24 protein-coding genes are annotated in these 22,813 nt (G+C 67.4%); 12 read left to right on the forward strand and 12 right to left on the reverse strand.

The genetic code is table 11. The annotated features are described in order from the left end of the window. Positions 1 to 37: 37 nt before the first annotated feature. Together Pth03_RS21375 and Pth03_RS21380 are read right to left on the reverse strand one after the other, a co-directional pair. The gene (locus Pth03_RS21375) at positions 38 to 1,420 is read right to left on the reverse strand and encodes a DUF4331 domain-containing protein (protein WP_239119243.1); all 1,383 of its coding nucleotides are present in this window, start codon (positions 1,418 to 1,420) and stop codon (positions 38 to 40) included. Positions 1,421 to 1,822: 402 nt separating this feature from the next. Beyond that, on the reverse strand, positions 1,823 to 2,215 hold the full coding sequence (locus Pth03_RS21380; protein ID WP_203946103.1) for a MerR family transcriptional regulator: 393 nt from the start codon (positions 2,213 to 2,215) through the stop codon (positions 1,823 to 1,825). Positions 2,216 to 2,437: 222 nt separating this feature from the next. Between Pth03_RS21380 and Pth03_RS21385 the strand changes: the two genes are divergently transcribed. Next, positions 2,438 to 3,319: a TIGR03619 family F420-dependent LLM class oxidoreductase gene (locus tag Pth03_RS21385; protein WP_203946104.1), complete on the forward strand. Its 882-nt coding sequence runs from the start codon at positions 2,438 to 2,440 to the stop codon at positions 3,317 to 3,319. Positions 3,320 to 3,379: 60 nt separating this feature from the next. On the opposite strand, the gene Pth03_RS21390 is transcribed toward Pth03_RS21385, so the two are convergent. The 5 genes from Pth03_RS21390 to Pth03_RS21410 form a co-directional block, all read right to left on the reverse strand. Beyond that, complete coding sequence (locus Pth03_RS21390; protein ID WP_203946105.1) at positions 3,380 to 4,558, reverse strand: acyl-CoA dehydrogenase family protein; 1,179 nt, start codon at positions 4,556 to 4,558, stop codon at positions 3,380 to 3,382. A gap of 320 nt (positions 4,559 to 4,878) precedes the next feature. Further along, on the reverse strand, positions 4,879 to 5,640 hold the full coding sequence (locus tag Pth03_RS21395; protein ID WP_203946106.1) for an anti-sigma factor: 762 nt from the start codon (positions 5,638 to 5,640) through the stop codon (positions 4,879 to 4,881). Next, positions 5,637 to 6,236 (reverse strand): ECF RNA polymerase sigma factor SigK, encoded by a 600-nt coding sequence (sigK, locus tag Pth03_RS21400; RefSeq protein WP_203946107.1) that lies wholly within the window; start codon positions 6,234 to 6,236, stop codon positions 5,637 to 5,639. Before sigK ends, Pth03_RS21395 begins: the two co-directional genes overlap by 4 nt. 202 nt (positions 6,237 to 6,438) lie before the next feature. Then, positions 6,439 to 7,245 (reverse strand): alpha/beta hydrolase, encoded by an 807-nt coding sequence (locus Pth03_RS21405; protein WP_203946108.1) that lies wholly within the window; start codon positions 7,243 to 7,245, stop codon positions 6,439 to 6,441. An 11-nt stretch (positions 7,246 to 7,256) separates the two neighbouring features. After that, positions 7,257 to 7,943, reverse strand: coding sequence for a TetR/AcrR family transcriptional regulator (locus Pth03_RS21410; RefSeq protein WP_203946109.1), 687 nt, complete (start codon positions 7,941 to 7,943; stop codon positions 7,257 to 7,259). Between the two features lie 231 nt (positions 7,944 to 8,174). Between Pth03_RS21410 and tal the strand changes: the two genes are divergently transcribed. The 4 genes from tal (at position 8,175) to Pth03_RS21430 (ending at position 11,737) form a co-directional block, all read left to right on the forward strand. Next, positions 8,175 to 9,290, forward strand: a complete 1,116-nt coding sequence (gene tal / locus Pth03_RS21415) for a transaldolase (protein WP_203946110.1) — start codon at positions 8,175 to 8,177, stop codon at positions 9,288 to 9,290. Positions 9,291 to 9,294: 4 nt separating this feature from the next. After that, positions 9,295 to 9,888 carry a DsbA family oxidoreductase gene (locus Pth03_RS21420; protein WP_203946111.1) on the forward strand — a complete coding sequence of 198 codons (594 nt, stop codon included), beginning with the start codon at positions 9,295 to 9,297 and terminating at the stop codon, positions 9,886 to 9,888. Positions 9,889 to 9,958: 70 nt separating this feature from the next. Further along, positions 9,959 to 10,507 carry a cupin domain-containing protein gene (locus Pth03_RS21425; protein ID WP_203946112.1) on the forward strand — a complete coding sequence of 183 codons (549 nt, stop codon included), beginning with the start codon at positions 9,959 to 9,961 and terminating at the stop codon, positions 10,505 to 10,507. A 450-nt stretch (positions 10,508 to 10,957) separates the two neighbouring features. Continuing rightward, positions 10,958 to 11,737 carry a PIG-L deacetylase family protein gene (locus Pth03_RS21430; RefSeq protein ID WP_203946113.1) on the forward strand — a complete coding sequence of 260 codons (780 nt, stop codon included), beginning with the start codon at positions 10,958 to 10,960 and terminating at the stop codon, positions 11,735 to 11,737. A 135-nt stretch (positions 11,738 to 11,872) separates the two neighbouring features. Here the strand turns inward: Pth03_RS21430 and Pth03_RS21435 are convergent, their stop codons facing one another. Further along, complete coding sequence (locus Pth03_RS21435; RefSeq protein WP_203946114.1) at positions 11,873 to 12,478, reverse strand: HD domain-containing protein; 606 nt, start codon at positions 12,476 to 12,478, stop codon at positions 11,873 to 11,875. Between the two features lie 275 nt (positions 12,479 to 12,753). On the opposite strand from Pth03_RS21435, the gene Pth03_RS21440 reads away from it, so the two are divergent. Next, positions 12,754 to 15,060: an LLM class flavin-dependent oxidoreductase gene (locus Pth03_RS21440; protein WP_203946115.1), complete on the forward strand. Its 2,307-nt coding sequence runs from the start codon at positions 12,754 to 12,756 to the stop codon at positions 15,058 to 15,060. A 111-nt stretch (positions 15,061 to 15,171) separates the two neighbouring features. Here Pth03_RS21440 and Pth03_RS21445 read toward each other — a convergent pair whose 3' ends face one another. Then, positions 15,172 to 15,702: a MarR family winged helix-turn-helix transcriptional regulator gene (locus Pth03_RS21445; RefSeq protein ID WP_203946116.1), complete on the reverse strand. Its 531-nt coding sequence runs from the start codon at positions 15,700 to 15,702 to the stop codon at positions 15,172 to 15,174. Positions 15,703 to 16,048: 346 nt separating this feature from the next. On the opposite strand from Pth03_RS21445, the gene Pth03_RS21450 reads away from it, so the two are divergent. Beyond that, positions 16,049 to 17,911, forward strand: a complete 1,863-nt coding sequence (locus Pth03_RS21450) for a Xaa-Pro dipeptidyl-peptidase (RefSeq protein ID WP_444544175.1) — start codon at positions 16,049 to 16,051, stop codon at positions 17,909 to 17,911. A gap of 49 nt (positions 17,912 to 17,960) precedes the next feature. Here the strand turns inward: Pth03_RS21450 and Pth03_RS21455 are convergent, their stop codons facing one another. Together Pth03_RS21455 and Pth03_RS21460 are read right to left on the reverse strand one after the other, a co-directional pair. Continuing rightward, positions 17,961 to 18,446 (reverse strand): hypothetical protein, encoded by a 486-nt coding sequence (locus Pth03_RS21455; protein WP_239119246.1) that lies wholly within the window; start codon positions 18,444 to 18,446, stop codon positions 17,961 to 17,963. Then, a complete protein-coding gene (locus tag Pth03_RS21460; protein WP_203946118.1) occupies positions 18,443 to 18,964 on the reverse strand; it encodes an RNA polymerase sigma factor in 522 nt (173 codons plus the stop codon). The genes Pth03_RS21455 and Pth03_RS21460 overlap by 4 nt, the downstream gene beginning before the upstream one ends. A gap of 416 nt (positions 18,965 to 19,380) precedes the next feature. Between Pth03_RS21460 and Pth03_RS21465 the strand changes: the two genes are divergently transcribed. The 3 genes from Pth03_RS21465 to Pth03_RS41625 all read left to right on the forward strand — a co-directional run bounded on the left by Pth03_RS21465 (position 19,381) and on the right by Pth03_RS41625 (position 20,646). Further along, positions 19,381 to 19,668 carry a hypothetical protein gene (locus Pth03_RS21465; RefSeq protein ID WP_203946119.1) on the forward strand — a complete coding sequence of 96 codons (288 nt, stop codon included), beginning with the start codon at positions 19,381 to 19,383 and terminating at the stop codon, positions 19,666 to 19,668. Between the two features lie 111 nt (positions 19,669 to 19,779). After that, positions 19,780 to 20,259, forward strand: a complete 480-nt coding sequence (locus Pth03_RS21470) for a hemerythrin domain-containing protein (RefSeq protein ID WP_275413158.1) — start codon at positions 19,780 to 19,782, stop codon at positions 20,257 to 20,259. Positions 20,260 to 20,508: 249 nt separating this feature from the next. Further along, positions 20,509 to 20,646, forward strand: coding sequence for a hypothetical protein (locus tag Pth03_RS41625; protein ID WP_239119247.1), 138 nt, complete (start codon positions 20,509 to 20,511; stop codon positions 20,644 to 20,646). 352 nt (positions 20,647 to 20,998) lie between these two features. On the opposite strand, the gene Pth03_RS21480 is transcribed toward Pth03_RS41625, so the two are convergent. Next, positions 20,999 to 21,274, reverse strand: a complete 276-nt coding sequence (locus Pth03_RS21480) for a hypothetical protein (RefSeq protein WP_203946122.1) — start codon at positions 21,272 to 21,274, stop codon at positions 20,999 to 21,001. A 671-nt stretch (positions 21,275 to 21,945) separates the two neighbouring features. Between Pth03_RS21480 and Pth03_RS21485 the strand changes: the two genes are divergently transcribed. Both Pth03_RS21485 and Pth03_RS21490 read left to right on the forward strand, forming a co-directional pair. Then, positions 21,946 to 22,155, forward strand: a complete 210-nt coding sequence (locus Pth03_RS21485; RefSeq protein WP_203946123.1) for a hypothetical protein — start codon at positions 21,946 to 21,948, stop codon at positions 22,153 to 22,155. Between the two features lie 224 nt (positions 22,156 to 22,379). After that, the gene (locus tag Pth03_RS21490) at positions 22,380 to 22,634 is read left to right on the forward strand and encodes a hypothetical protein (RefSeq protein WP_203946124.1); all 255 of its coding nucleotides are present in this window, start codon (positions 22,380 to 22,382) and stop codon (positions 22,632 to 22,634) included. Positions 22,635 to 22,813 lie beyond the last annotated feature (179 nt).

Here is a 22,813-nt window from a genome sequence, read left to right on the forward strand (position 1 = left end):
GCGTGGGACCCGGGAGTACCGGGTCCCGCGCCTCAGGTCAGCGGGCGTTGACGGACGTGTTGCCGGGCAGCGGGATGTAGGGGAACTGCGCGGTGAACGGCTTGTCGTTCTGGTTCACCTTGTCGCCGGCCGCAAGGGCGTCGACGAGCTTGCCGGTCTGGGCGGCGCCGGCCATCGCCTGGAGAGCGATGTCGATCACGTCGTCGCCGAGGCGGCGGCCGTTCGGGAAGCCCTGCAGGTCGCCGGCGAGCACGCCGAGCCGGTTCGGGCCGGCCGTGGGCGGGATGGCCATGTTCAGCCGCAGCATCTCCGAGGGACGCAGCTTGCCCGCGTCCTTGTTGAGGATCTGCGAGTTGAGGTCGGCCTTGATCGGCCCGTTGGCCTTGGCGATGCCGGTCAGGAAGATCTCGACCAGGTCGGTGCGGGGGGTCTTCGGCGCCTTGAGGCCGTAGATGGCCTCGAGGAGCTTGGGCACCTCAGGGTTGGTGACGCGCTTGACGACGGCCGGGACGTCGGCGTCCTTGTGCGGGGGCAGCGCGTTGAACGCGTCCTTCAGCGCCGCCGGGACGACGACCTCGTTGACCAGTGGCTGGCCCAGACGCGAGACCTGGACGTAGCCCTTCGGGCTCCACTTGTCCACGGTCGACCAGACGCCGATCACCGAGTTGCGGCCGACGTTCCCGCGCAGGGCGACATCCTTCTTGGGCACCTGCAGGGCCAGGCTGTGCACGTTGTAGCCCTTGAAGGTGTCCTGGCCGACCTCGGACAGGTTGCCGCCGTAGAGCAGGTCGAAGACCCGCAGGTCGGCGAAGAACGCCTCGTCGGCCTGTCCGGCGAACGCCTTGCCGCCACCGGGCAGAGTCTTGATCGACTGGGCGCGCAGCGTGCAGTAGCGCGGCATGGAGGCGGGGCCGGTGTTGCTCGGGGCCACGATGCCGCTCGAGGTCAGGGTCCGCGTCCCCGCGTGGGTGATCTTCTTGAGCGTGTAACGCTGCTTGAACAGCAGGTTCGGGTCGTTCAGCGAGGTGACGGGACCGTTGTTGTAGAGGAAGGAGCTCGTGCCGCGCCTGTCCTCGTTGCGGAAGGTCCACTGGTAGGTGACGTCGGGCTTCGCGTCGCCGTTGTTGTCGATCTTGATGGAGTACCGCGAGTTGGTGTCGAACTGGTAGAAGTTCGGCCCGCCGGTCGGCTCCTCGAACGGGATGAAGTTGGCCATCAAGGTGACGGTGTCGGGCTTGTCCGGGCTGACGAAGGCGTACACGTCGGTGTTGTCGTTCCGGGGGTCGCCCGCGATCATGGGGGCCTCACGGTGCGAGGACGCCGCGCCGCTCTCCGGTCGAAGCAGGGCGAGAGAGGACGCGGCCAGCGCGCCTGCCATGCCGAGGGCGACGAGGACGCGCCGGTTGGTTCGCAGCTCCATTGTCTGCTGGGTCCTTTCGGCTCCCGGCCACATGAGTAGCCGGTCTGTGACTTGCGGGAAGAAAGGATCCGGCCGGATTCCCGTCAGTCATTCGTCGCCGGGGTGCACGCGGATTGGCCCATGTTTGGTCGACTTTCCGATGAATCTGGACAACAGGTGCTGGCGCTGGTGAAGGCGACGATCTGGAGATCCGAAGTCCGTACCGGCCCTGGACCCCGCGAGGTGTGCGCTATCGCTGACGGCGGCGAGCAGCAACTGCGTGCCGGCGCCCGACGCGGTCTGCCTGCTCAACGCCCGCGGTCGCACTGCCGGGCGGCTGACCGAGGGCATGCTCGAATGGCGCCTGGCCGCCCTCCCCGTCCAGATCGATGCTGCGTGACCAACCGCGAGACGCTCGTCAGATCATGACGTGGCCCTGCTCTCGGCGTTCGCTGCCTTGACGCTGAGAACCGTGTCGAGGTAGTCGGCGATTGCGTCTCTGTTGCGGGTCAGGAACTCGATGCGTTCGGACAGCCGAGCTTGTTCGCGTTGCAGTGTGGTGATCATTTCGGATGTCACGTCGGGGACGTAAATGGTCTGCGGCTTGTCCAGGCACGGCAGGAGCTGCTGAATGATTCGGGTCGGCAGTCCGGCGTCGAGCAGTCCCTTGATCTGCAGCACGACGTCCACATGTGACTCTTTGTACTCACGGTAACCGTTGAGGGCGCGGCTGGCTATGATCAGCCCCTGCTCCTCGTAGTAGCGCAGTAGCCGGCGGGATACGCCGGTACGCTCCGCGAGCTCTCCGATTCTCATGTGCTCAAGCCTACGCCTTGACCTTCACATCAATGTGAGTGTTTAAGACTCGCTGGGTGGTCCGAGAACGGCCGAGATCTGCACTCTGCCTGGTAAGCGGGGTAGGAGTGAGGCTCGGCTCAGTTCCTGCGGCGGCCACGACATTCACGACTACATGGAAGGTCTCAAATGAGACTTGGACTTCGTCTGCCCCAGAGATTGGGAACCGACCTACAACACGACGTGGTCGAAGCAGCCAGAACGGCCGAAGCGGCCGGGTACGCCAGTTTGTGGACGTACGAACGGCTGCTCTTCCCGGAGACACCCGCCGAACCATATGCCCCGCCGAACGTGCCGTGGCCGGAAACCCAGCGGCAGGCCGCCGACTCCATGGCAGTCCTCACGGCAGCGGCGGTGGCGACCGAACAGGTGCGCCTCGGTACTGCCGTTCTGGTCGCCGGACTTCACACACCCGTCCAGCTGGCGAAGCAGCTGGCCACGATCGATCAGATCAGCGGCGGCCGCGTTATCGCGGGTATGGGCACCGGCTGGTCCACCGACGAATTCCAGGCCGCTGGCGCCACCCGAGCGGATCGCGGCCGCTTCCTCGACGAGACGCTGGACGTCTTCGATGCCGTGTGGGGGCCGGACCCGGTGAACTTCCGGAGTCCTCGCGTAGTCATCGACAACGCCTCGGTCCTGCCCAAGCCCGTTTCGAAAATCCCTGTGATGCTGGGCGGCGGTGGCAGCGCCAAGGCCGTGCAGCGCATGGCCAAACGCGCAGACGGCTGGCTGCCGTTCCTGACCGTGCCGGGCCCGGAAGGAGCCGCAGAACTGCGCGCAAGCTGGGACCGTATCCGGGAAATGGCTTCTGAGTATGGCCGGGACACAAGCCTGATGGAGATGGTCGTGGTGGGAAACGTCACCTTCACCGACCGTCCGGCAGGACCTGACCGATCGCCGTTCGTCGGCACTGTCGACCAGATCATGGACGACATCCACACGGCCGCAGAGGCCGGCGCAGACGAGCTCATCGTGGATCTGAATCTGCAGGACTGGTTCACCAGCACTCGGCAGATGCTTGAGACGGCGGTGGAGATCCGCGAACGGGCCGCAGCCTCATGACCGATGTTGCCAACGCCGGAGACGGCGAGACGCCTCTGCCCGGGACGCCGCCGGCGTTCGTCAGCCCGCGGTCCCCGGGCTGAACGCGGCCACCCCAGTGATCGCCCGGCCCATGATGAGGGTGTGCATCTCGTCGGTGCCCTCGTAGGTCCGCACGCTCTCCAGGTTGCACGCGTGCCGTAGCGGCGAGTAGTCGAGAGTGATGCCGTTGCCGCCGAAGATCGTGCGAGCACTGCGGCAGATCTCGATTGCCTCGCGGACGTTGTTCAGCTTGCCGAACGACAGCTGCTCGTGCCGCAACGCGCCGGAGTCCTTCAACCGTCCGGTCCGCAGCGCGACCAGCGTCCCCTTCTGGATCTCCAGCACCATGTCGACCAGCTTCTGCTGGATGAGCTGGAACGCGCCGATCGGGGCGCCGAACTGGTGGCGTTCGAGGGCGTAGGCGAGCGCGGCCTCGTACGCGTCGCGGGCCGCGCCCATCGCACCCCACATGATCCCGTAGCGGGCCTCGTTGAGGCAGGTGAAGGGCGCCCGCAGCCCGACGGCGCCGGGAAGGACGGCCTCGGCGGCGAGTCGCACGTCGGTCAGGTCGATGTCGCACTGGATCGAGGCGCGCATCCCCAGCTTGGGCTCGATCGGCGTGGCGGTGAATCCTTCGGTGCCGGTCGGGACGAGAAAGCCACGGACGCCCTCGTCCGTCTTGGCCCAGATGACCGCCACGTCGGCGATCGTGGCCAGCCCGATCCATCGTTTGGCTCCGTTCAGGACCCAGCCGTCGCCGTCCCGTACGGCAGTGCTGCGCATCGCGGCCGGATCACTGCCCGCGGTCGGCTCGGTGAGGCCGAAACAGCCGATCAAGTCGCCGGCGGCCATGCCGGGCAGCCAGCGCTGCCGCTGCTCCTCCGAGCCGAAGCGGTGGATCGCGGTCATGGCGAGCGACCCCTGGACGCTGACGAACGTGCGCATGCCAGAATCGCCCGCCTCGAGCTCCATGGAGGCCAGGCCGTACTCGACGGCGCTGCGGCCGGCGCACCCGTAGCCGGTCAGGTGCATGCCGAGCAGGCCGAGCGCGCCCATCTCCTTCGCGATCTCCCGTGGAAAGTGCGCGGCCTCGTACCACCGCGCGATGTTCGGCTTGATCCGGGCCTGCACGAACTCGCGGACACGGTTCCGCAGGCCGAGTTCCTCAGCCGAGAACAGGCTGTCGAGATCGAGGTAGTCCCTCGCCAGATCCGTCATCTCGGACCTCCTCGACGGTGTTCTTCGGGCTGATGACCGCGCTTCCCCGGGTGAAGCGGATGATGATCGATGCCGGCCTTCATGCGCGGTGCGCGTCGCCTCGCCGGGACCGGGTGCCTCGATGTGCGATCCGACCGTGGTACGGACGGATGAGGATTTTGTTCGAATATCGCAAACAACAGTTTACGGGGAGTAACTGAACACTCCCCCCAAGACCCAGTAGAGGCTCGGCGAACAATCCGGCGCCGTGGGTGCTCTCGTTCATGAGCACCCACGGCTCAGGCCGCCCCGCGCCCGGCCAGTGCTCTCCAGCCGGTCTTTCAGGCAGTGGGAAGGTCGAGGAGCAACATCGGCTGCGTGGTGGGCTGCTCCGACCCGCCGGCCGGTTCGACTGTCACGCCCACCTGCTCGACGTCTCCCCCGGTGTCGACGATCACCGGTGCCACCTGGCCGGAGCCGTCCGGATGAAGCAGCCCGGCCGACCGGATCCCGTCCGGAGCGATCCGCCACAGCTGATAGGTCCGCGACGACGGCAGGGCGGCCAGCCCCGAGGAGACGAACACCAGCTTGCCCTGCGAACGCGAGACCACGGCCGTGCCGGTCGTGTCGCGGCCCGCCGTCGCGGAGACCGTACGGGCGTCCGGGGCGGCCAGCACCGCGACCACCTGCCGGTCGCCCGCCTTGATGCGCTCCAGTTCGTCCTGCGTCCGGACGGCGAACGTGCCGGCCACCACGGCGGCGGCCACACCCGCGGCGGCGAGCCCCGCGGCCACCCGCGGCCACCACCGCGCCCTGCCCGTCCTGGTGACACGCCCGCCGTCGGGCGTGGATCCGACCGCCGGAGGAAGCTGGCGAACCCGGCCGATCTCGGCCATCACCGCCGCGCGCATGCCGGGCGGCGGCGGGGCGGCGACGGCCTGTGCCAGCCAGGCCGCGGTCTCCGTCAGGCCGCTCACCTCCTGCGCGCACTCCTCGCAGGTGTCCAGATGGTCTTCGAAGCGGCGCCGGTCGAGGTCGTCGATGGCGTCGAGCGCGTAGGCGCCCGCCAGCGTGTGCGGGTCGTGCCCGCCGGCAACGTTCATCGTTCCACCCCCAGGCAGTCACGCATGCGGATCAGTCCGTCGCGCATCCGGGTCTTCACGGTCGCCAGCGGCACCTTCAAGAGCTCGGCCACCTCGCGGTAGGAGTATCCGTCGTAATAGGCGAAGGTCACTGATTCGCGCTGCAGTTCGGTCAGCCCGTTCAGGCAGCGGCGCAGCCGTTCGAGCTCCAGCGTCTTCTCCACCGAGTCGGCGACCTCATCGAACGGGCGCCGCACGTCCAGGCGGGCCACCCGCTCCTCGCGGTTCACCGCCGCCTGCGCCGAGCGGACCCGGTCCACGGCGCGGCGGTGGGCGATGGTCATCACCCATGCCCTTGCCGACCCCCTGGACGGTTCGTACCGGGCGGCGCTGCGCCACACCTCTACCAGCACGTCCTGAGCGACCTCCTCGCTCTGCGCCGGATCGCGCAACACCCGCAGAGCCAGGCCGTAGACCTGGCCGGCGACCTGCTCGTACACCTCCTCGAAGGCCGCGCGGTCCCCCCTGGCCACCCGCCGCAGCAGCCCCTCCAGCCCCACCTCGCCGGCCTGCCCGCCCCCCTCGGACGGCCGCACGGTTGGTTTCCTCGGGCCCATAAACCCTCCTCCGCCACCGGCCCACTACGCCTCTTTCGCCAGTTGTTCGGAGTCGACCGGCCAGCGGATTGGTATGGGTTCCGCTGTTTCCCGAATCCTGCACGCTCGCGTCGACGCCCGCCCATGCATCGTCCGCTCGCCGCGCGTGATGTGACAGCTCCAATCCCCCGTACGGCGGGCCGCGAACGGCATCGGGGCGAGGTCAGCGCAGTACGGCGCGCAACCATGCCGCCGTGACGGCGAGCGAGGCTGGGCTGTCGAACTCCGCTCCCTCGTGTCCGGCCCCGCCCAGCAGGTCGAAGCGGGTGTTCACCCCGGCCCTGCTCAGCGCGTGATGCAGGGCTTCGCCTTCCGAAGGCGGGATCACCCGGTCCCTGTCGCCGTGCGCGATCAGGAAGGGCGGAGCCTGCGGACTGACGCGGGACGGCAAACTCAGCTCCCGGGCGCGGTCGGCGACGTCGGCGACGTCGGACACGCCGAGCAGATCCGCCTCGAATGCGAACGGCAGAAGGCCGGCTTCGAGTTCGCTGCGGGAGCCGGACACCAGCAGGTCGGACTGACCGAACCAATGGACGACGGCCTGCACTTCGCTGGACTGATCGAGATTGCCGCCGACCGTACCCTCGAACTCCGCGTCCCCGGGGGTCAGGGCCAGCAGGGAGCCGAGATAGGCCCCGGCCGATGCACCCCAGACGCCGATCCGCTCGGTCGCCACGCCCAGGCGCGGACCGTGGGCCCGCAGCCAGCGCACAGCCCCCTTCATGTCGTGCATCTGGTCGGGAAAGACCGCGTCGGGCACCAGCCGGTAGTTCACCGACGCCACCGTCACGCCGTACGCGGCCAGCGGCGCCAGCCGCTCGGCGCTCCCGTCCGCCTTGTCGCCATGCCGCCAGCCGCCACCGTGGACGTACAGCACCAGAGGCGCGTCGGGCTGCGGTGCGCGGTACAGATCCAGCCCGAGTTCGGTCCCGCCGACAGTGGCGAAGACGAGATCGTTCTCGACCGTCACGGAAGTCATGGTCACGTGGATCGTCCGGTGCCAGAACCCCGTCCCGGGGCGGCGTCGATGGCCGGCCACAGCACGGCCACGACGCGTTCGGGAATCTCGTCCGTCGGATCCCCGGCGTAGAACGCGGCGAAGTAGCTGCCGAAACACATCATGGCGATCATGCGGGTGTCGATGTCGGCGCCGACCGCGCGGCGTTCCTGCAGCTGCTTCAGCGCCTCCTCGATCAGGGCGACGCGGGGCTCGACGGCATGCGTGCGCAGGATCTCCAGCAGTTCCGGAGTGCGGATCGCCTCGCCGGCGAAGTTGCCCATCAGCACCATGGCGTCGGGGTTGAAGTAGGCGGGGTCGAGTCGGCGGACGGCCTCGACGAGCGCGTCGCGAGGCTCCAGCTCGGACAGGTCGACGGTGTACATGTCGCGCTGCTTGCGAAATCCGTAGTCGAGCGCGTCGACCACCAGGTCGAACTTGTTGCTCCAGCGGCGATAGAGCGTGGGACGGGTCACCTTGGCGTCGGCGACGATGTCACCGATCGTCATCCTCGAGTAGCCGTCGCGTACCAGCCGCTCGCGGGTGGCCAGGATGATGGCCTCGTCGATGGCCGCGTCCCGAGGCCGGCCGCCGGGATGCGCCCGGTCGGTCTCACCCTTCACACCGTTGCCGCCACGCTGCTCGCTCTGCGGTTGTCGTGCTCGGACCATGGATCACCTCGCGGATGACGACTGGCGTCACATCATACTGGATACGTTACAGCATGTGACTGTAACACCACCGCCCGCACGGGGTGACTTGTGGCGGCGAGGGGCGTTACGTTACATTCATTGGATGTAACGCAACTAGGAAACATGTTCCGCGAGTTCGGGTTTCACCGCCGACGCCGTAGGGACGCCGCGCCCGCCTCGCTCGCCTCCTGACGCCAGAAGGGAAGAATCATGCGCCGTATCGACCGACTTGCCAGGCTGGCCGAGGCCGGGGTGTCCATCTGGCTCGACGATCTGTCGCGGGAACGGCTGATCTCAGGCAACCTTGCCGAGCTCATCCGCGACCACCACGTGTCCGGTGTCACGACGAACCCGACGATCTTCGAGAACGCGATCTCGTACGGCGAGGCCTACGACGGCCGGCTCCACGAACTGGCCGTCGACGGCGCCGACCCGGACACCGCGGTCCGCGAACTGACGACCACGGACGTCCGTGAGGCCGCCGACCTCTTCCGCGGCGTTCACCACGCGACGGACGGCACGGACGGCTGGGTGTCCATCGAGGTGGACCCCCGGTTGGCCAGGGACACCGGCGCGACGGTGGCCGAGGCGCGGCGGCTATGGGAGGCCGTGCACCGGCCCAACGTCTTCGTGAAGATCCCGGCGACCAAGGAAGGCCTGCCGGCCATCACCGCTGTTCTGGCGGAGGGCATCAGCGTCAATGTCACGCTGATCTTCTCGCCCGACCGGTACCGAGCCGTGGTCGACGCCTTCTTCGCCGGCATCGAGCAGGCCGAAGCCAATGGCCACTACCTCGGCCGGATCGCCTCGGTGGCGTCGTTCTTCGTGTCCAGAATGGACACCGAGGTCGACAGGCGGCTCGACGCCATCGGCACCGACAAGGCCAGATCGCTGCGCGGCGTGGCCGCGATCGCCAACGCCCGCGTGGCCTTCGGCGTGTTCGAGGAGCTCTTCGCCACAGACCGGTGGCACGCGCTGGCCGCCGCGGGCGCCCGGCCGCAGCGCCCGCTTTGGGCGTCCACGAGCGTGAAGAATCCCCGGTACCCCGACACCCGCTATGTCGACGAGCTCGTCGTCGCCGGCGCCGTCAGCACCATGCCGGAGGAGACTCTCTTCGCTGTCGCCGACCACGCTCATATCACTGGTGACACGGTCAGCGGCACCGCTATGCAGGCGCGGGAGGTCTTCGATCGGCTCGCCGGCGTCGGCATCAACCTGAGCGACGTGTTCCGGGTGCTCGAAGACGAGGGCGTCGGCAAATTCGAGAGGTCCTGGCGGAAACTGCTCGACTCTGTGGCCGTTCGGCTCGTTATGGCGAGGGAGTGACGTGATGGCGAGTGCGCCGATCCTGCATTGGTTCGACTTCATCTGCCCGTTCTGTTACGTGGGACAACAGCGGAACGACATCCTCGAAGAACGCGGCCTGGATGTCGTCCACCTGCCATTTCAGATCCATCCCGAAATCCCGCTTGAGGGAATCGACGCGGGGCCACGTGTCGGGCCGATGTACGCCTCACTCGAACGTGAGGCGGCTCGGGCCGGCCTGCCGTTGAACTGGCCGGCTCGGCTGCCCAACACCCGAACGGCATTGGCTGCGGCGGAGTGGGTTCGCCTGTTCCAACCCAAAGTGTCGGGCGACTTCAACAGGGGGCTGTTCGCCGCACATTTCGCGCTCGGCGAGGACCTCGGCGACATGGTGGTGATCGCTCAGCACGCGGTCGAGGTCGGTGTGGATCTCAGCGCGCTGTGTGCCGCGCTGATCGATGGCGCCGCATCAGCGAACCTTGTCGAAGTCGAGTCGATGGGCACCCGGTTCGGCGTACAGGCAACGCCGAGCTGGTTCATCGCGGGAGAGTTGATCTCGGGTCTTCGCCCACCGTCGGAGTTCGAACGCCTTGCGAAGAAGGCGCTGTCGGACGAGTAAGGGTTCGGTGCTGTAACAGAAGGCCCCGCATCTGCTGACGCGGAGTGAACACGAAGAAGGGCAGGACCTGATGACCCTCTCCGGCGCACCGGCTGTGGAGGTGGTGCCGCCCGGCGGCGGTGAGTCGGCCGCCATCCTGGGATTCGGCGCGGTCTTCAAGCTCTACAGCCGCGACAACAACGGCGAAGTGGCCATCGTCGAGCATCCGTTCGCCGTGGGCACGATCACCGCGCCGCACCGCCACACGCGGGAGGACGAGCACTCCATCGTGCTCGAGGGCGAGATCGGCTTCCGGTCCGACGCCGACGAGGTCGTCTTGGGGCCCGGCGGCTACATCACCAAACCACGGGGGCAGATGCACGCCATGTGGAACGCGGGGACGGTGCCCGGCCGCATCATCGAGGTCATCACACCGGGCGGCTTCGAGAACTACTTCCGCGAGCTCAGCGAGCTGCTCGGCTCCGTCAAACCGGCGTCCGGCGTGAAGCTCCACGCGACGCCCGAATTCGCCGACCTCGCGGCCAGATACGGCCTGACCTACGGCGATCCCGACTGGTTCGACGACGTCGTGGTGCGTTACGGACTGACACCACCGCCTCACCTGGTTACACGGCACTGACCCGGCCCGGGCGATCGTCAGACGATCGGAGTCGGCCGCCCTCAGCCAGGGCCGAGGCCACCGCGCTCCTCCCCGAGCGGCAGAGAAGCGGTGGAGAGGCTTGTGGTCGCGCAGGCTCCCGTGAGGCGAAGCAGCTGGCGAATCCATGCTTCGAGGCCTGACTGGTCCGGCGGTGGAATGTGCGAGGCCGGCATTTCCGCTCCCTTACCGATCTAGTGGGGGGCGGGCGAACGGGACTGCCAGACTACTACTTAGCGTAATTATCCGCTACGCCATGTGAGCGAGACCGGCCGGTCCTTCCGGGAAGCCCCCTGTCACCTGGCCGTCGACCACCCGGGATGCGGCTCGGGGTCACGGCTCGGCGGGGCACATCGAGGGGTCCGAAGTGCCGGCCGTGGGCCAGGTGATGACTCGTTGAAGTCGTCACGAGCGCCTGCCTATCATCGCGACATGACCCCCCAACCACCGTTACTCCCCGCTCTGCGGGAAGACTGGCACAGCGCGCTCTGCGTGGCCGCGCACCCGGACGATCTCGAGTACGGGGCGGCGTCCGCGGTGGCCCGCTGGACGGCCCAGGGCAAGCAAATCGTCTACCTGCTGGTGACCCGAGGGGAAGCCGGCATCGACAAGCTCGATCCGCGCGAGGCGGCCGTGATCCGCGAAGAGGAGGAGCGGCAGGGCGCCCGCGAGGTCGGCGTCGACGTGGTGGAGTTTCTCGACCACCGTGACGGCGTTGTGGAGTATGGGCTGCCGCTGCGGCGCGACATCGCGCGCGCCATCCGGCGGCACCGGCCCGATGTCGTCTTCACCGGGACCTTCGCCGAACGGATGGTCGGTGGTCTCCTCAACCAGGCCGACCACCGCGCCGTCGGTCTCGCCACGCTGGACGCCGTACGGGACGCCGGCAACCGGTGGGTCTTTCCTGAGCTGATCGAGGACGGCCTCGAGCCCTGGCCGGGGGTGCGGTACATCTGTTTCGGCGGCACCGACGACCCGAACTGCGGTGTCGATGTGACCGGATTCGTCGATCGGGGCGTCGCATCGCTGAGCGCGCACCGCGCCTACTTCGAGGGGCTGGGTGACGGCTCGACCGACCCCGCACAAATCGTGAGATGGATCGCCGACAGCGGCGGTGCCCGCATGGGTGTGCCGTCGGCGGTCCTGTTCGATGCCTGCCCGCTCGACCCGAGCAGCCCGCCGCCGTGGGAGACCCGCGATCAGAACGGCTGACATCGCCGCAATGCCGTCGCAAGCCAGCAGCGCGCAGATGTCCGGATCAGGTCATCGGGCTTGATCCGATCGTCCGCACTGATACGGCGAGGGCGTATTCGCGCTGAGCACATGCCGGCACGGCGCCGGCCGGCCTCAGTTCGCGTGATCGGTCTCCAGATGACGCCACTCCTCGCGCCAGGTCCGGAACCAGTCGGCGAACCAGGGGTCGGCCGCGGCGAGCGGGACGATGTAGTCGAGCGTCTCCCGGTGATAACGGCGCTGGAAATCGGATGACATGCGGTGCAGTTCCTGCACGTTGCTGACCCGGTCGGCGAGCTTGACGAGGACGGCGACTCGCGGCGCGTCCGCCAGCGCCCGCAGGTACCCCTGCTTGACGGCGGCCTTGTCGGCACCGGATGGCGTGGGCGGCTTGGTCACCCACGCCACAAGGTCGGCGACCTGCTCGCCGAACCGGTCGCGGATCTCCTCCGGCTCGCATGGCGTGTCCTCGACCACGTCGTGCAGCACGATCGCGACCAGCACATCCCGATCCCGCACCCCGGCCCCGACCACGGCGACCTCCAGGGCCTCCAGAAGATGCTCCATGTACGGGACACCGGTCGGCCGCTGCTGGTCCGCGTGCCGCTCGGCCGCGAACGCGACCGCTGCGGCGACGTCGGTGAGGACGGCCTCGGGCAGCGAATCCCGCAGAGGCGCCTGAGCGTCGCTCCAGGTCTTCCAACTTGTGAACCGGCGCATCGACGTATCCCTCTCTCGTCAGCGTTGGCCAGGCCGGGTCGACCCGATTGCGCAGTCCGTCGAACCGTACCGAGGCAGGCGCGAAGTCATCAGGACCCGGGCGAAGCCGACACATTATCGCCCCCCACGGCCACGGACATCCTCCGTCATGAGGAGCCGGTGGGCACCTGCCACAGAGCCCGGAATAATCTCAGAATCAGATAGGTTGGTGGACAAACGATTTGACAGTCAGACTTGATTGTCGATCAACGATTCTTAGACGAGGGAGTAGGGCGATGCCCGATTACGGCCACGAACTGCTGTTCGGGACGTTCATCTTGCCGAGCTCGCACGACCCGGACCGGGTGGTGGCGCTGGCCGAGCTGACCGAGGCGGCAGGTTTGGACCTGGCCACCTTCCAGGACCATCCGTACAACTCGGAGTTCCTCGACACCTGGACGCTGCTGAGCTGGGTCGCGGCCCGGACGGAGCGGATACGCGTCTCGGCGAACGTGCTGAACCTGCCGCTGCGAGCGCCGGCGGTGCTGGCCCGGGCCGCGGCGAGCCTGGACCTGCTCTCGAAGGGCCGGTTCGAGCTCGGCCTGGGCGCCGGGGCGTTCTGGGACGCGATCGAGGGCATGGGCGGCCGGCGGCTGACCGCGGGCCAGGGCGTGGAGGCGCTGAGCGAGGCGATCGAGATACTGCGCGGCGTATGGGACGGCTCGGCCAAGGGGCCGCTGCGCCTGCGGGGCGAGCACTATCCCGTTCCGGGGATGCGACGAGGTCCCGCGCCGGCGCACGACATCAGCATCTGGCTGGGGTCCTACAAGCCCCGGATGCTCGCGCTGACCGGGGCCAAGGCCGACGGCTGGTTGCCGACCCAGGAATACATCCAGTCCCCCGACCGCGTCACGGCCAACCGCATGATCGATGACGCGGCCGCCGAGGCCGGGCGTGACCCGCGGCAGATCCGCAGGCTGCTCAACCTCATGCAGGTGGGCTTCTCCCCGGACAACCGCGGCTTCCTGCAGGGGCCGCCCGAGCAGTGGGTCGACCAGCTGCTCCCGTTGGTGCTCGAGGAGGGGTTCAGCGCGTTCCTCGTCGGCCGCGACGACCCGCGCCTCATCCAGACGTTCGGGCAGGAGGTCGCGCCCGCGCTGCGTGAGGCCGTGACCAAGGAGCGCAAGGAGAGCGGGACGGCGACGGGTCGGGTCCGGCCGGCGGTCGTCCTGGCCAAGCGCCTGCCCGGCCTCGACTACGACGCGCTGCCCGCGACACTGGCCGCCGCATCCGTCGAACCCGGCGACCCGGATTATGAGCGGGTGCGTCACAGCTACAGCCGGCAGGGATCGCCTGCCCTGGTGATCCGCCCCGAGGGCGCCCCCGACGTGATCGACGCCCTGGCCTACGCGCGGACGCAGAACGTGCCGCTGTCCGTCCGCAGCGGCGGGCACGGCATCAGCGGCCGGTCGACGAACGACGGCGGAATCGTCATCGACATGTCCAAGATGAACAAGGTCGAGGTGCTCGACCGGGCCACCCGCCGGATCCGCCTCGAGCCGGGCGTCCGCTGGGGACACGTCGCCCAGGCACTCGCCCCGTACGGCCTGGCGATGAGCTCGGGCGACTACGGCGACGTGGGCGTGGGCGGTCTCGCCACCACCGCCGGCCTCGGATACCTGGCACGCAAGTACGGCCTGACCATCGACCACATCGTCGCCGCCGAGATCGTCACCGCGGACGGCGATCTGCTCCGCGTCGACGAAAACCATCACCCCGACCTGTTCTGGGCGATCCGCGGCGCCGGCGGCAACTTCGGCGTCGTGACCGCCCTCGAACTGGAGGCGTACGAGGTCGACGACGTCGTCTACGCCCAGCTCGTCGTCGACGCGACCGACACCGCGGAGCTGCTCGGCCGATGGGGCCGGCTCGTCGAGGGCGCGCCACGGGAGATCACCAGCTTCCTCTCCCTGTTCCCCGGCCGCCGCGGTGACCCGCCGATGGCCCAGGTCACTCTCGTCTACGCCGGAGACGACGTCGAAGCGGCGCAGACCGCCCTGAGCCCGTTCCTGGAGATCGGGCCGATCCTCGACCAGCAGGCCCAGCTCGCGCCGTACTCGGCGATCGTCGCACCGCCCGGCAATCAGCAGCGCGGCCAGGGACTGGTGGACACCCACAGCGGCCTGCTGCACCACATCACACCGCAGGCGGCGGACGCCATGGCGACCATGATCCGCTCCGGCGACGTGATGATCATGCAGTTCCGATCCGTGGGCGGAGCCGTCAACGACGTCGCCCGCGACGCGACCGCCTATCCGCACCGGGAACAGAACTTCTCGGTGCTCGCCGCCACCGTTCCGGACCGCCGGTCCCAGCTCGACAAGCTCTGGGCCGACCTGTACGAGCACCTCGACGGCATGTACCTCAGCTTCGAGTCCGAGACCAGTCCGGAACGGCTCCTGGACGCCTGGCCCGAGCCCAGCCTCAGCCGGCTGCGCGCCATCAAGGCGACCTACGACCCGGACAACGTCTTCAACCGCAACTTCCCCATCCCCCCGGCCCCAGCCCAGCAGGCCGGAAAGGAGACCGACCATGCCGCTTGAGATCTGCCTGATCACGCGGAGATCATCGCGGGGCGTGGCTCGTACGCAATGACAGGCGAATGCCGATCGACCGGACGCGACCTCGCCCCCGCGTCCGGGAGGGATCGGAAGTCAGGAGGCGGATTCGCCCGCCGGGGGAAGGACGCTCGTCACCGCGATGCAGGGGTCGGTTCCGGGTGCGGCGTCCTGGATCGCCTCGGCGGCGCGCTCGGCGAAATCGCGAAAGGCGGCACGCTGCTCCTCGGGCAGCCCGCCCAGCACGTGGTCCTCGGCGTGCGCGACCCGCTGCTCTGCATCGGCGAGTGCCTGGCGCCCACGCTCGGTGGCCACGATCCGGCGGGCCCGCCGGTCGCGTGCGTCCAACCGCCGCTCGATGAGACCGGCGTTCTCAAGGTCGTCGATCACGTACGTCAGGATGCTGCGGTCGATCACCAGGCGGGCCGCCAGGGCGCTCTGCGTCGGCACCTCTTCGTGTACGACCACGGCCAGGATGTGGTACCCGCGGCTGCCGTGCGGAAGGTCCTTCAGCACTTCCTCGACGTACTCGTGCCAGCGGCGCAGCACCATGCCGAGAGACCAGCCGAAGTTGGAACCGCGCCGGCGTCCGGCCGGCGGCTCGTATGGGTCTGTGACGACGGACATGCGACCGATTCTACGGCAGTGTGTTGACCACTCCATAAGTTGCCTGACAAAAGATGTGCGCACACGCTTGTCCTGCCCATGGAGGCATGTCGACCCGGTTTAAGACATTTGTAGAAAACGCCACGATCAATAGAGAACGGTCGTACGAAGACATTCGGCGTATCTAACTCATAGCCTCGAGCGAGCCGCCTTTACGGTCCCTTTATCCGCTCGAGGCCCTTTTCTCCGGTCCCGGGCGCCTGATCGCTAGGGAAGTTTGCCGATGTCCTTACCGCGCCGGGTGACGGGCCCTCTGGCTCCGACCGCCCTTCGTAGTCCTGGATCAGCACGTCGTGGCGCCGCGGCGCTGGGTCTCGCCGTCATCACGGTCCTTACGGGAGTGATCGTGACCTCGGCCCCCGCCGCCGCGGCCGCCCCCGTCGGGCCGGTCTTCCAGAACGGCATGGCCCAGCCGGTGTTCTCGACGAACAGGAACGACTGGATCCGCCAGGAAGTATGGGTCCAGACCCCGATCGACAGTGACGGCGACGGACGGAACGACCGGGTGCACGCCGAGGTCACCCGGCTCCGGGAGACCGAGACGGACGGTCTGAAGTCGCCCGTCGTCTACGAGGTCAGCCCCTACTACGCAGGCGGCAACCCGATCACGAACCACGACGTCGACCACGAGCTCTACGAGGCTCTGCGCCCGGGCAAGGGCTGGCAGAACCGCGGCGGTGCGGTGCTGGACCCGGCGTCCGACGAGCGGCTGGCCGCCGCGACCGCAGAAGGGGCCGGCGTCGCCGCGTCCGCTGCGGCCACCGGCCCGCAGCCCGCCATCAGCACCAGCCACGAGTCCAACTGGCTGCCCCGCGGTTTCGCGGTGGTCCACGCCGAGTCGCTGGGCAGCGGCAAGTCCGACGGCTGCCCGACCACCGGCGGGCGCAACGAGACCATTGGTGCGAAGTCCGTCGTCGACTGGCTGAACGGCCGCGCGAAGGCCTACGACGCCACCGGCGCGGAGGTCAAGGCGACCTGGACGACCGGCAAGGTCGGCATGATCGGCACCTCGTACAACGGCACCCTGCCCAACGCGGTCGCGAGCACCGGCGTCCAGGGGCTCGAGGCCATCGTGCCGATCTCGGCGATCTCGAGCTGGTACGACTACTACCGCGCGAACGGCGCCGTCGTCGCCGCCGGCGGCTACCAGGGCGAGGACACCGATGTGCTCGCGGAGTACGTCTACACCCGTGCGGACAAGGAGATCTGCCGAAGCGTCATCGAGGAGCTCGCGAAGGCGCAGGACCGGGTCACCGGCGACTACAACGCCTTCTGGGACGAGCGCAACTACATGAACGACGTCGGCAAGGTCCATGCCGCGGTGCTGGTCGCGCACGGGCTCAACGACTGGAACGTCAAGACCAAGCACGCCGCGCAGTGGTACGAAGCGCTCAAGGCGCGCGGCGTGCCGCACAAGATCTACCTGCACCAGGGCGGGCACGGCGGCTCCCCCAGCGTCGACGTGCTCAACCGCTGGTTCACCCGCTACCTGTGGGATTACAAGAACGGCGTGGAGAACGACCCCCGAGCCCTGATCCAGCGTGAGGACAGGAGCCTGGTGGAATACCCCGAGTGGCCCGACCCGGCCGCGGCGGACACCGAGCTCAACCTGGCGCCCGGCACGAACGGGGCCGCCGGCGTCCTCACCCACGACAAGACCCGCCAGGGCAAGCCCGTGACCGAGACGATCGTCGACGACGCGACGAAGACGGCACAGACTCTCGCCGACGCGGCGACGTCTCCCAACCGTCTGGCCTACAAGTCGGGGACGCTGTCCGGTGCGGTCAGGCTCAGCGGCACGCCGCTGGTATCGCTGCGGATGTCGTTCGGCCAGCCGGCCGCGAACGTCACGGCGCTGCTCGTGGACTACGACCAGAACGGCAAGGCCAAGATCATCACGCGGGGCTGGACGGATCCGCAGAACCGCAAGTCGATCTGGAAGACCACCCCGGTCAAGCCGGGCAGCGAGTACCGCCTCGACTTCGACATGCAGCCGCATGACTACGTGTTCCCTGCGGGCCACCGCATCGGCATCGTGCTGCTGTCGAGCGACTACGAGTACACCATCCGGCCCACCCCCGGCGCGACGCTGAACCTCGACACGACGAAGAGCACGGTCATGCTGCCGCTCGTCGGCGGAGCGGGCGAGTTCCGCTCGGCGAACGCCTGATCTCGATCGCACGGAAGGGCGGGCCGCCATCGGCGGCCCGCCCTGTTCTTCACTTCTCCTCTCTGCCGGTCAGCTCGCGTACGCGGCGCAGCAGCGCCCGCCGACGCGCATGAGCCCGTACGGCCAGCACCAGCGCCACGGCGACGAACAGGCCTCCGACCGCCAGAGCCGGGACCAGGCCGGTGCCGCGCTGCACGGCGACGGCGGCCAGGGCCGTGGTCGTCGCGGCCGAGGCGGCAAGGCCCATCCAGGCGGCGATCACCCGGTCGGTGGCGAACAGGGGCACCCGCCGCGTCAGCAACCACCCGCCGTATCCCGCCCAGGCCAGGCAGCACACGGTGAGCAGGGCGAAGACCAGCTGAGTACGGCCAGGCAAGGGGTCGGGCTCGCTCCACCACAGCGCAGACACGAAGACCGCACCGGCCAGCCCTGCCAGCAGCGCCGCCACCGCCCGAACCCGTCTCTTCAGGGACAGCGACGGCTCGAGCCGATCGATCATTTCCTGCGCCGACAGACGCGGTTCCTCCTCGATCATGGCCGGTATCCCTTCTTCTCCAGGTGCTCACGCAGCAGGCGACGGGCCCGGTTGAGCCGGGATTTGACCGTGCCGGCGGGGATCCGGCAGATCCGCGCGCAGTCCTCAACCGGCAGGTCCTCCAGGTAGAACAGGACGAGGACCTCCCGCTCCAGCACCGGCAGCTCCGACAGGAGGCTCACCAGCTCGGCGCGGTCCACCAAGGACTCCACCGGGTCCTCGACGACGACGTCGCCGACGAGGTCCTCCTGCCGGAAGGCGTACTGGCCGCGCAGACGGTCGGTCACCGAACGGCGGGCGATGGTGAACAGCCAGGGTGCGAACCGGTCGGGCTCGCGCAGCCGGGGCAGGCCACGCAGCACGGCCAGCCAGACCTCCTGGGACACGTCGTCGGCCCGCTCGGCGTCCAGCATTCGCCGCACGTACGTCCACACCGGCATCCGCCATCGGGCCACCAGCTCGGCCAGTGCCGCCCGCTCGCCTAATTGGGCGCGCACGACCAGCAATTCGTCGGTCATCTCGTCCTCCCGTCACCCTGCACAGTCGGACGAGAACCCGATCAGGTTCATGCACGCAAAGCCGACCGGGAGCCGGCGACAGCCGCGCAACTCCTACGGCACATGAGGCATTTACGCGCTTATCAAGCCTTGCACGCAATAGATGCACATGATCTACTTCATGCGGGGCAGATCATGCAATCAAGCCATAAGGGGGAAATGGGTTGAAGAGGACGCTAACTCGAATTGCGTCGGTCTCCATCCTTGTAACAGGTTTCATGACGGGGTTCGGATCAACCGCAAGGGCCGACTCATCGGCCTGCAATGCGTCTTTTCCCGACGTCTACAAAGAAGTGCTCTACAGTTCGGGCAGCTCCCGCTGGAATGGTCGTGATATCGCCTATCCCGCCAAGCTCCACGGAAAGACCGTCCGGCTGATGAACGGTGGCGCGTTCAACCAGTCCTACGCCAGAGTGGAGAACGCCTCCGCCGGAGACATCGTCTCGATCGACCGGGCCACCGACTCCGACAAGCGCAACACCACGAAGAAGTGGTGGTTCACGGAGCAGATCGGAAGCTGGGAGTATTGCCAGAGAACGGTCTACGCGACGGGAAACACCGTTCATTCCCCCACGATCAACAACTGGCACACCCCCGTACGGGTTTGCCTTCGCCACAACGGGGCTCTTCAATGCACCAACGTCTGGTACGCCGACCAGACGTGACCTGATCGGCAAAGCGCCCGCCTTCCAGCCGGAACGGCGGGCGCGCGCTCAGCTATGGCAAGCCGGCCAGACGTGGCGGTAGAGCAAGAGCGTATGGCCGACATACGCGACATGTATATGGCGCACATTCTTATGCGCAGAGAATTCGGCCTGACGGTGGATGTGGTCCGCGGCGTCGGTGAGAGCGATGTGAACCGGGCCGGCCAGGTCGCCGATCACATCGAGTTCATCTCCGGCGTCCTCCATGGCCATCACGCGGCCGAGGACGCGCTGCTGTGGCCGAAACTCCTCGACCGCGGGTCGGACGACGTCGCCGCCGTCGTACATGTGATGGAAGGGCAGCACGAGGCCATCGACGAGGCGAACCAGGGGATCAAGAAGGAACTCGATCCCTGGTGCGGCACCGCGGCGGTCCGCCACCGTGACGGGCTTGCCGGCGCCCTCGAACGTCTCAACTCGGCGCTCGTGGAGCACACGGCTCTGGAGGAGGAGCGCATCCTGCCACTGGCCGAGAAATACAGCCCCCGCGTCTACGCCTCCTACGCCAAGCGCCTGTACGGCACCCCAACCCCGCCTCGCAGCACTGTCTGACCGGCCGCTCGATCTTCCCCGGGAGCCTTGCGGGATTCCGGGGATACGGTGACGAAAGCCCAGGTCAGGGCGCTAATCCAAACTCGGACCTTGATCATTTTTAGGGCCATCTCCATCTCCCGTCGCGAGCGTTCTCACAGGCGGCACATACTTAAGGGGATGAAGCCACCCAGCGGCGCGCCCCGTCGCCACCTGCCCACAAGTCCCTTCAAGCCCCCGCCCCCCGCCCCGACTGCCGAGCGGTTCAGCGTGAACGACCAAGTGACCCATGATCGGTATGGTCTCGGCGTCGTCATCGCTGTAGAAGACGAGATCGCCGTGCTCGTCGATTTCGGATCGCGGCAGGAACGAATCACTACACCGTTCAACAAGCTGTACAAACTCTGAGACCGCTGTCACACGGCGAAACACAGCGCGAGCACATCCACGCCAGGGTCTAGCTCGGCCGAGCCGGCGTGGGACCGTGTGGGGACATTCCTTCCTCGGCCCGGCCATACGAGCACAGGTATGCAGCGAGGAAGCAGAAGCCATGCCCCCGTGCCCGTTGCGTGCCCGTCAGAGAGGAGACCAAGAGGGACTCATAGGAAGTCGTGGCTGCTCACCCCGCTCCCCCACAGGTCAGGGTTCTCCGACGTCAGCAGCCCCATCGCGTAGCGACTTCCCAAGCTGACAGCGCGGGTTCGATTCCCGTCACCCGCTCCAACCACGGCCCAGGTCAGGGACATGAGCCCCCAGGTCCCTAGTCAGCAGGCTGCTGATGGCCGCACTTCAACGCGGTGCCGTTGCTGTCGACGATCGTATAGTCGACGATTACCTTCTCTGGGTCGCCACTTTCGAAGATCCACACCACCATGCGGTCAGTGGCGGCAACCACCGTGAACTGAGGATCCGACGTGTCCTCAGCCGGAACAACGGTGAATTCGTCACCGGGCTTCAACCAGAAGTCCTCGCCGTACGGTTCAATGAAGAGGCAAACGAAATCCTCGCTGCCGCTCTGCACTGTAAGCCTGTTCATGAAGCCGTCCTGGTGATCGCCGCCACTCGAAGAGTACTCAGAGCAATAACCGGCCGCCGTGCCACCCAGGGCCGTTGGCAGGTGCCTACAGCCGAGAAGCCGCCGACGGTGCGTGCCGGGTGAGTGCCAAACTGAGTGACATCAGGGATGCTTAGCCCAGCCCTTCAGTGCACATCCATGCACTGAACATGTGACTTCACCTGGACAAACGCCAGCCCCAAGAGCCATGACCAGTGCTTTGGGAGCAAGAAGTTACAGCCGATGGGCTTGTCGGCCATGGCGCCCGACCGAGGGCACATCCAGGGCACATGACAGCGTGATCGGCCGCGTAATGACGAGAAGCGCCGAGATGCCAAACCCGCAGGTCAGAGGCACCATCGGCGCTTCAATGCTGGTCAGCCACACCACCGTGGCAGTTCACGAACTACCGCTGACGCGTGGGCTCGCCTGTCGTATGCGACTCTCTGGGTGTGCGTAGCATCTTCGTCTTCCCCGATGTCGAGCAGGCTGCCGTCGTTGCTCTGCTTGACGAACGGTCTCCCGGTCGGAGGCATCCGTGGTTCGTGGACGGATGTCTGTACGTATGGCTGATAACTGAGGACCTGTACCTGGACTGGGAGCCGCAGACGGTAAGGAGTCTTACTCGGGCCTGCGGCCGGCGACCTGAATGGATGCTTGAAGTCGAGGTCTCGGGCCGAGTCGACGGGACGGCCGAGGTGCGCCATCTAACGTTGGCACTGCTCGCGCAGGGCGGCATCGCGATGGACGACTACTCCGATCATCTGTGGACCGCAGAAGAGGTAGCTGACGACAGAGCGGTGGACGGTCTGCACTTCTTCGGCTTCAGGACCCACCGTGAACAGACCGCGCTCCCTCAGTAGTGGAGGCACGCAAAGGAGATCACCGGAGCCTGCACCGTGCCCGTTGCGTGCCCGTACGGTCGGCAAGCAGCGGGGAATCACGGGGACTCACGGTCACTCGACCCGCATACACGCAGATCAGCGTTTTCGCAGCTCAGACCGCATGATGTTGAAAGACTTCCCAAGCTGATAGCTCGGTTCCACACACTCTCCGCATCGTCCGCTATGACGACTACGGTAGGGGCGTGGACGAGGCCCAGGTGAGCGCAGAAAGGTGGCGCGACCGTGTTCGGCGTCGTGGCTCTATCGAACAGGACCGTAAGACGCTGGCCCGGCTGATCGATTACGACAGCGACCCGTTCGAGGTTGAACTCTATGAGCACTTCTCGGACCCGCTGATCCGTTTGGTCGACAAGGCCACGAGGTCATATGCGGGGCAGTACGACCGCCGCCTACGTCGACTGCGAGAACGCGCCAGGCGCTCCAGAGCCGACCAATAGGCGTGCGGGATATACGCGGGATGATCTCCGTCTTCGGCCGTTCCCCGACGCCCCGTTCAGCAGGTCAGAGGCTATGTAGAGCTGGAGGAAACTAATCCACTTCTGACCGGAAAATGATCCACTTCAGCTAGGCAGGCGGCAGCGAACCCCAGCCAGTGATTGCGGGCTGGGGCTGGTCA

It is taken from the genome of Planotetraspora thailandica (assembly GCF_016863335.1).
Taxonomy (GTDB): Bacteria; Actinomycetota; Actinomycetes; order Streptosporangiales; family Streptosporangiaceae; genus Planotetraspora; species Planotetraspora thailandica.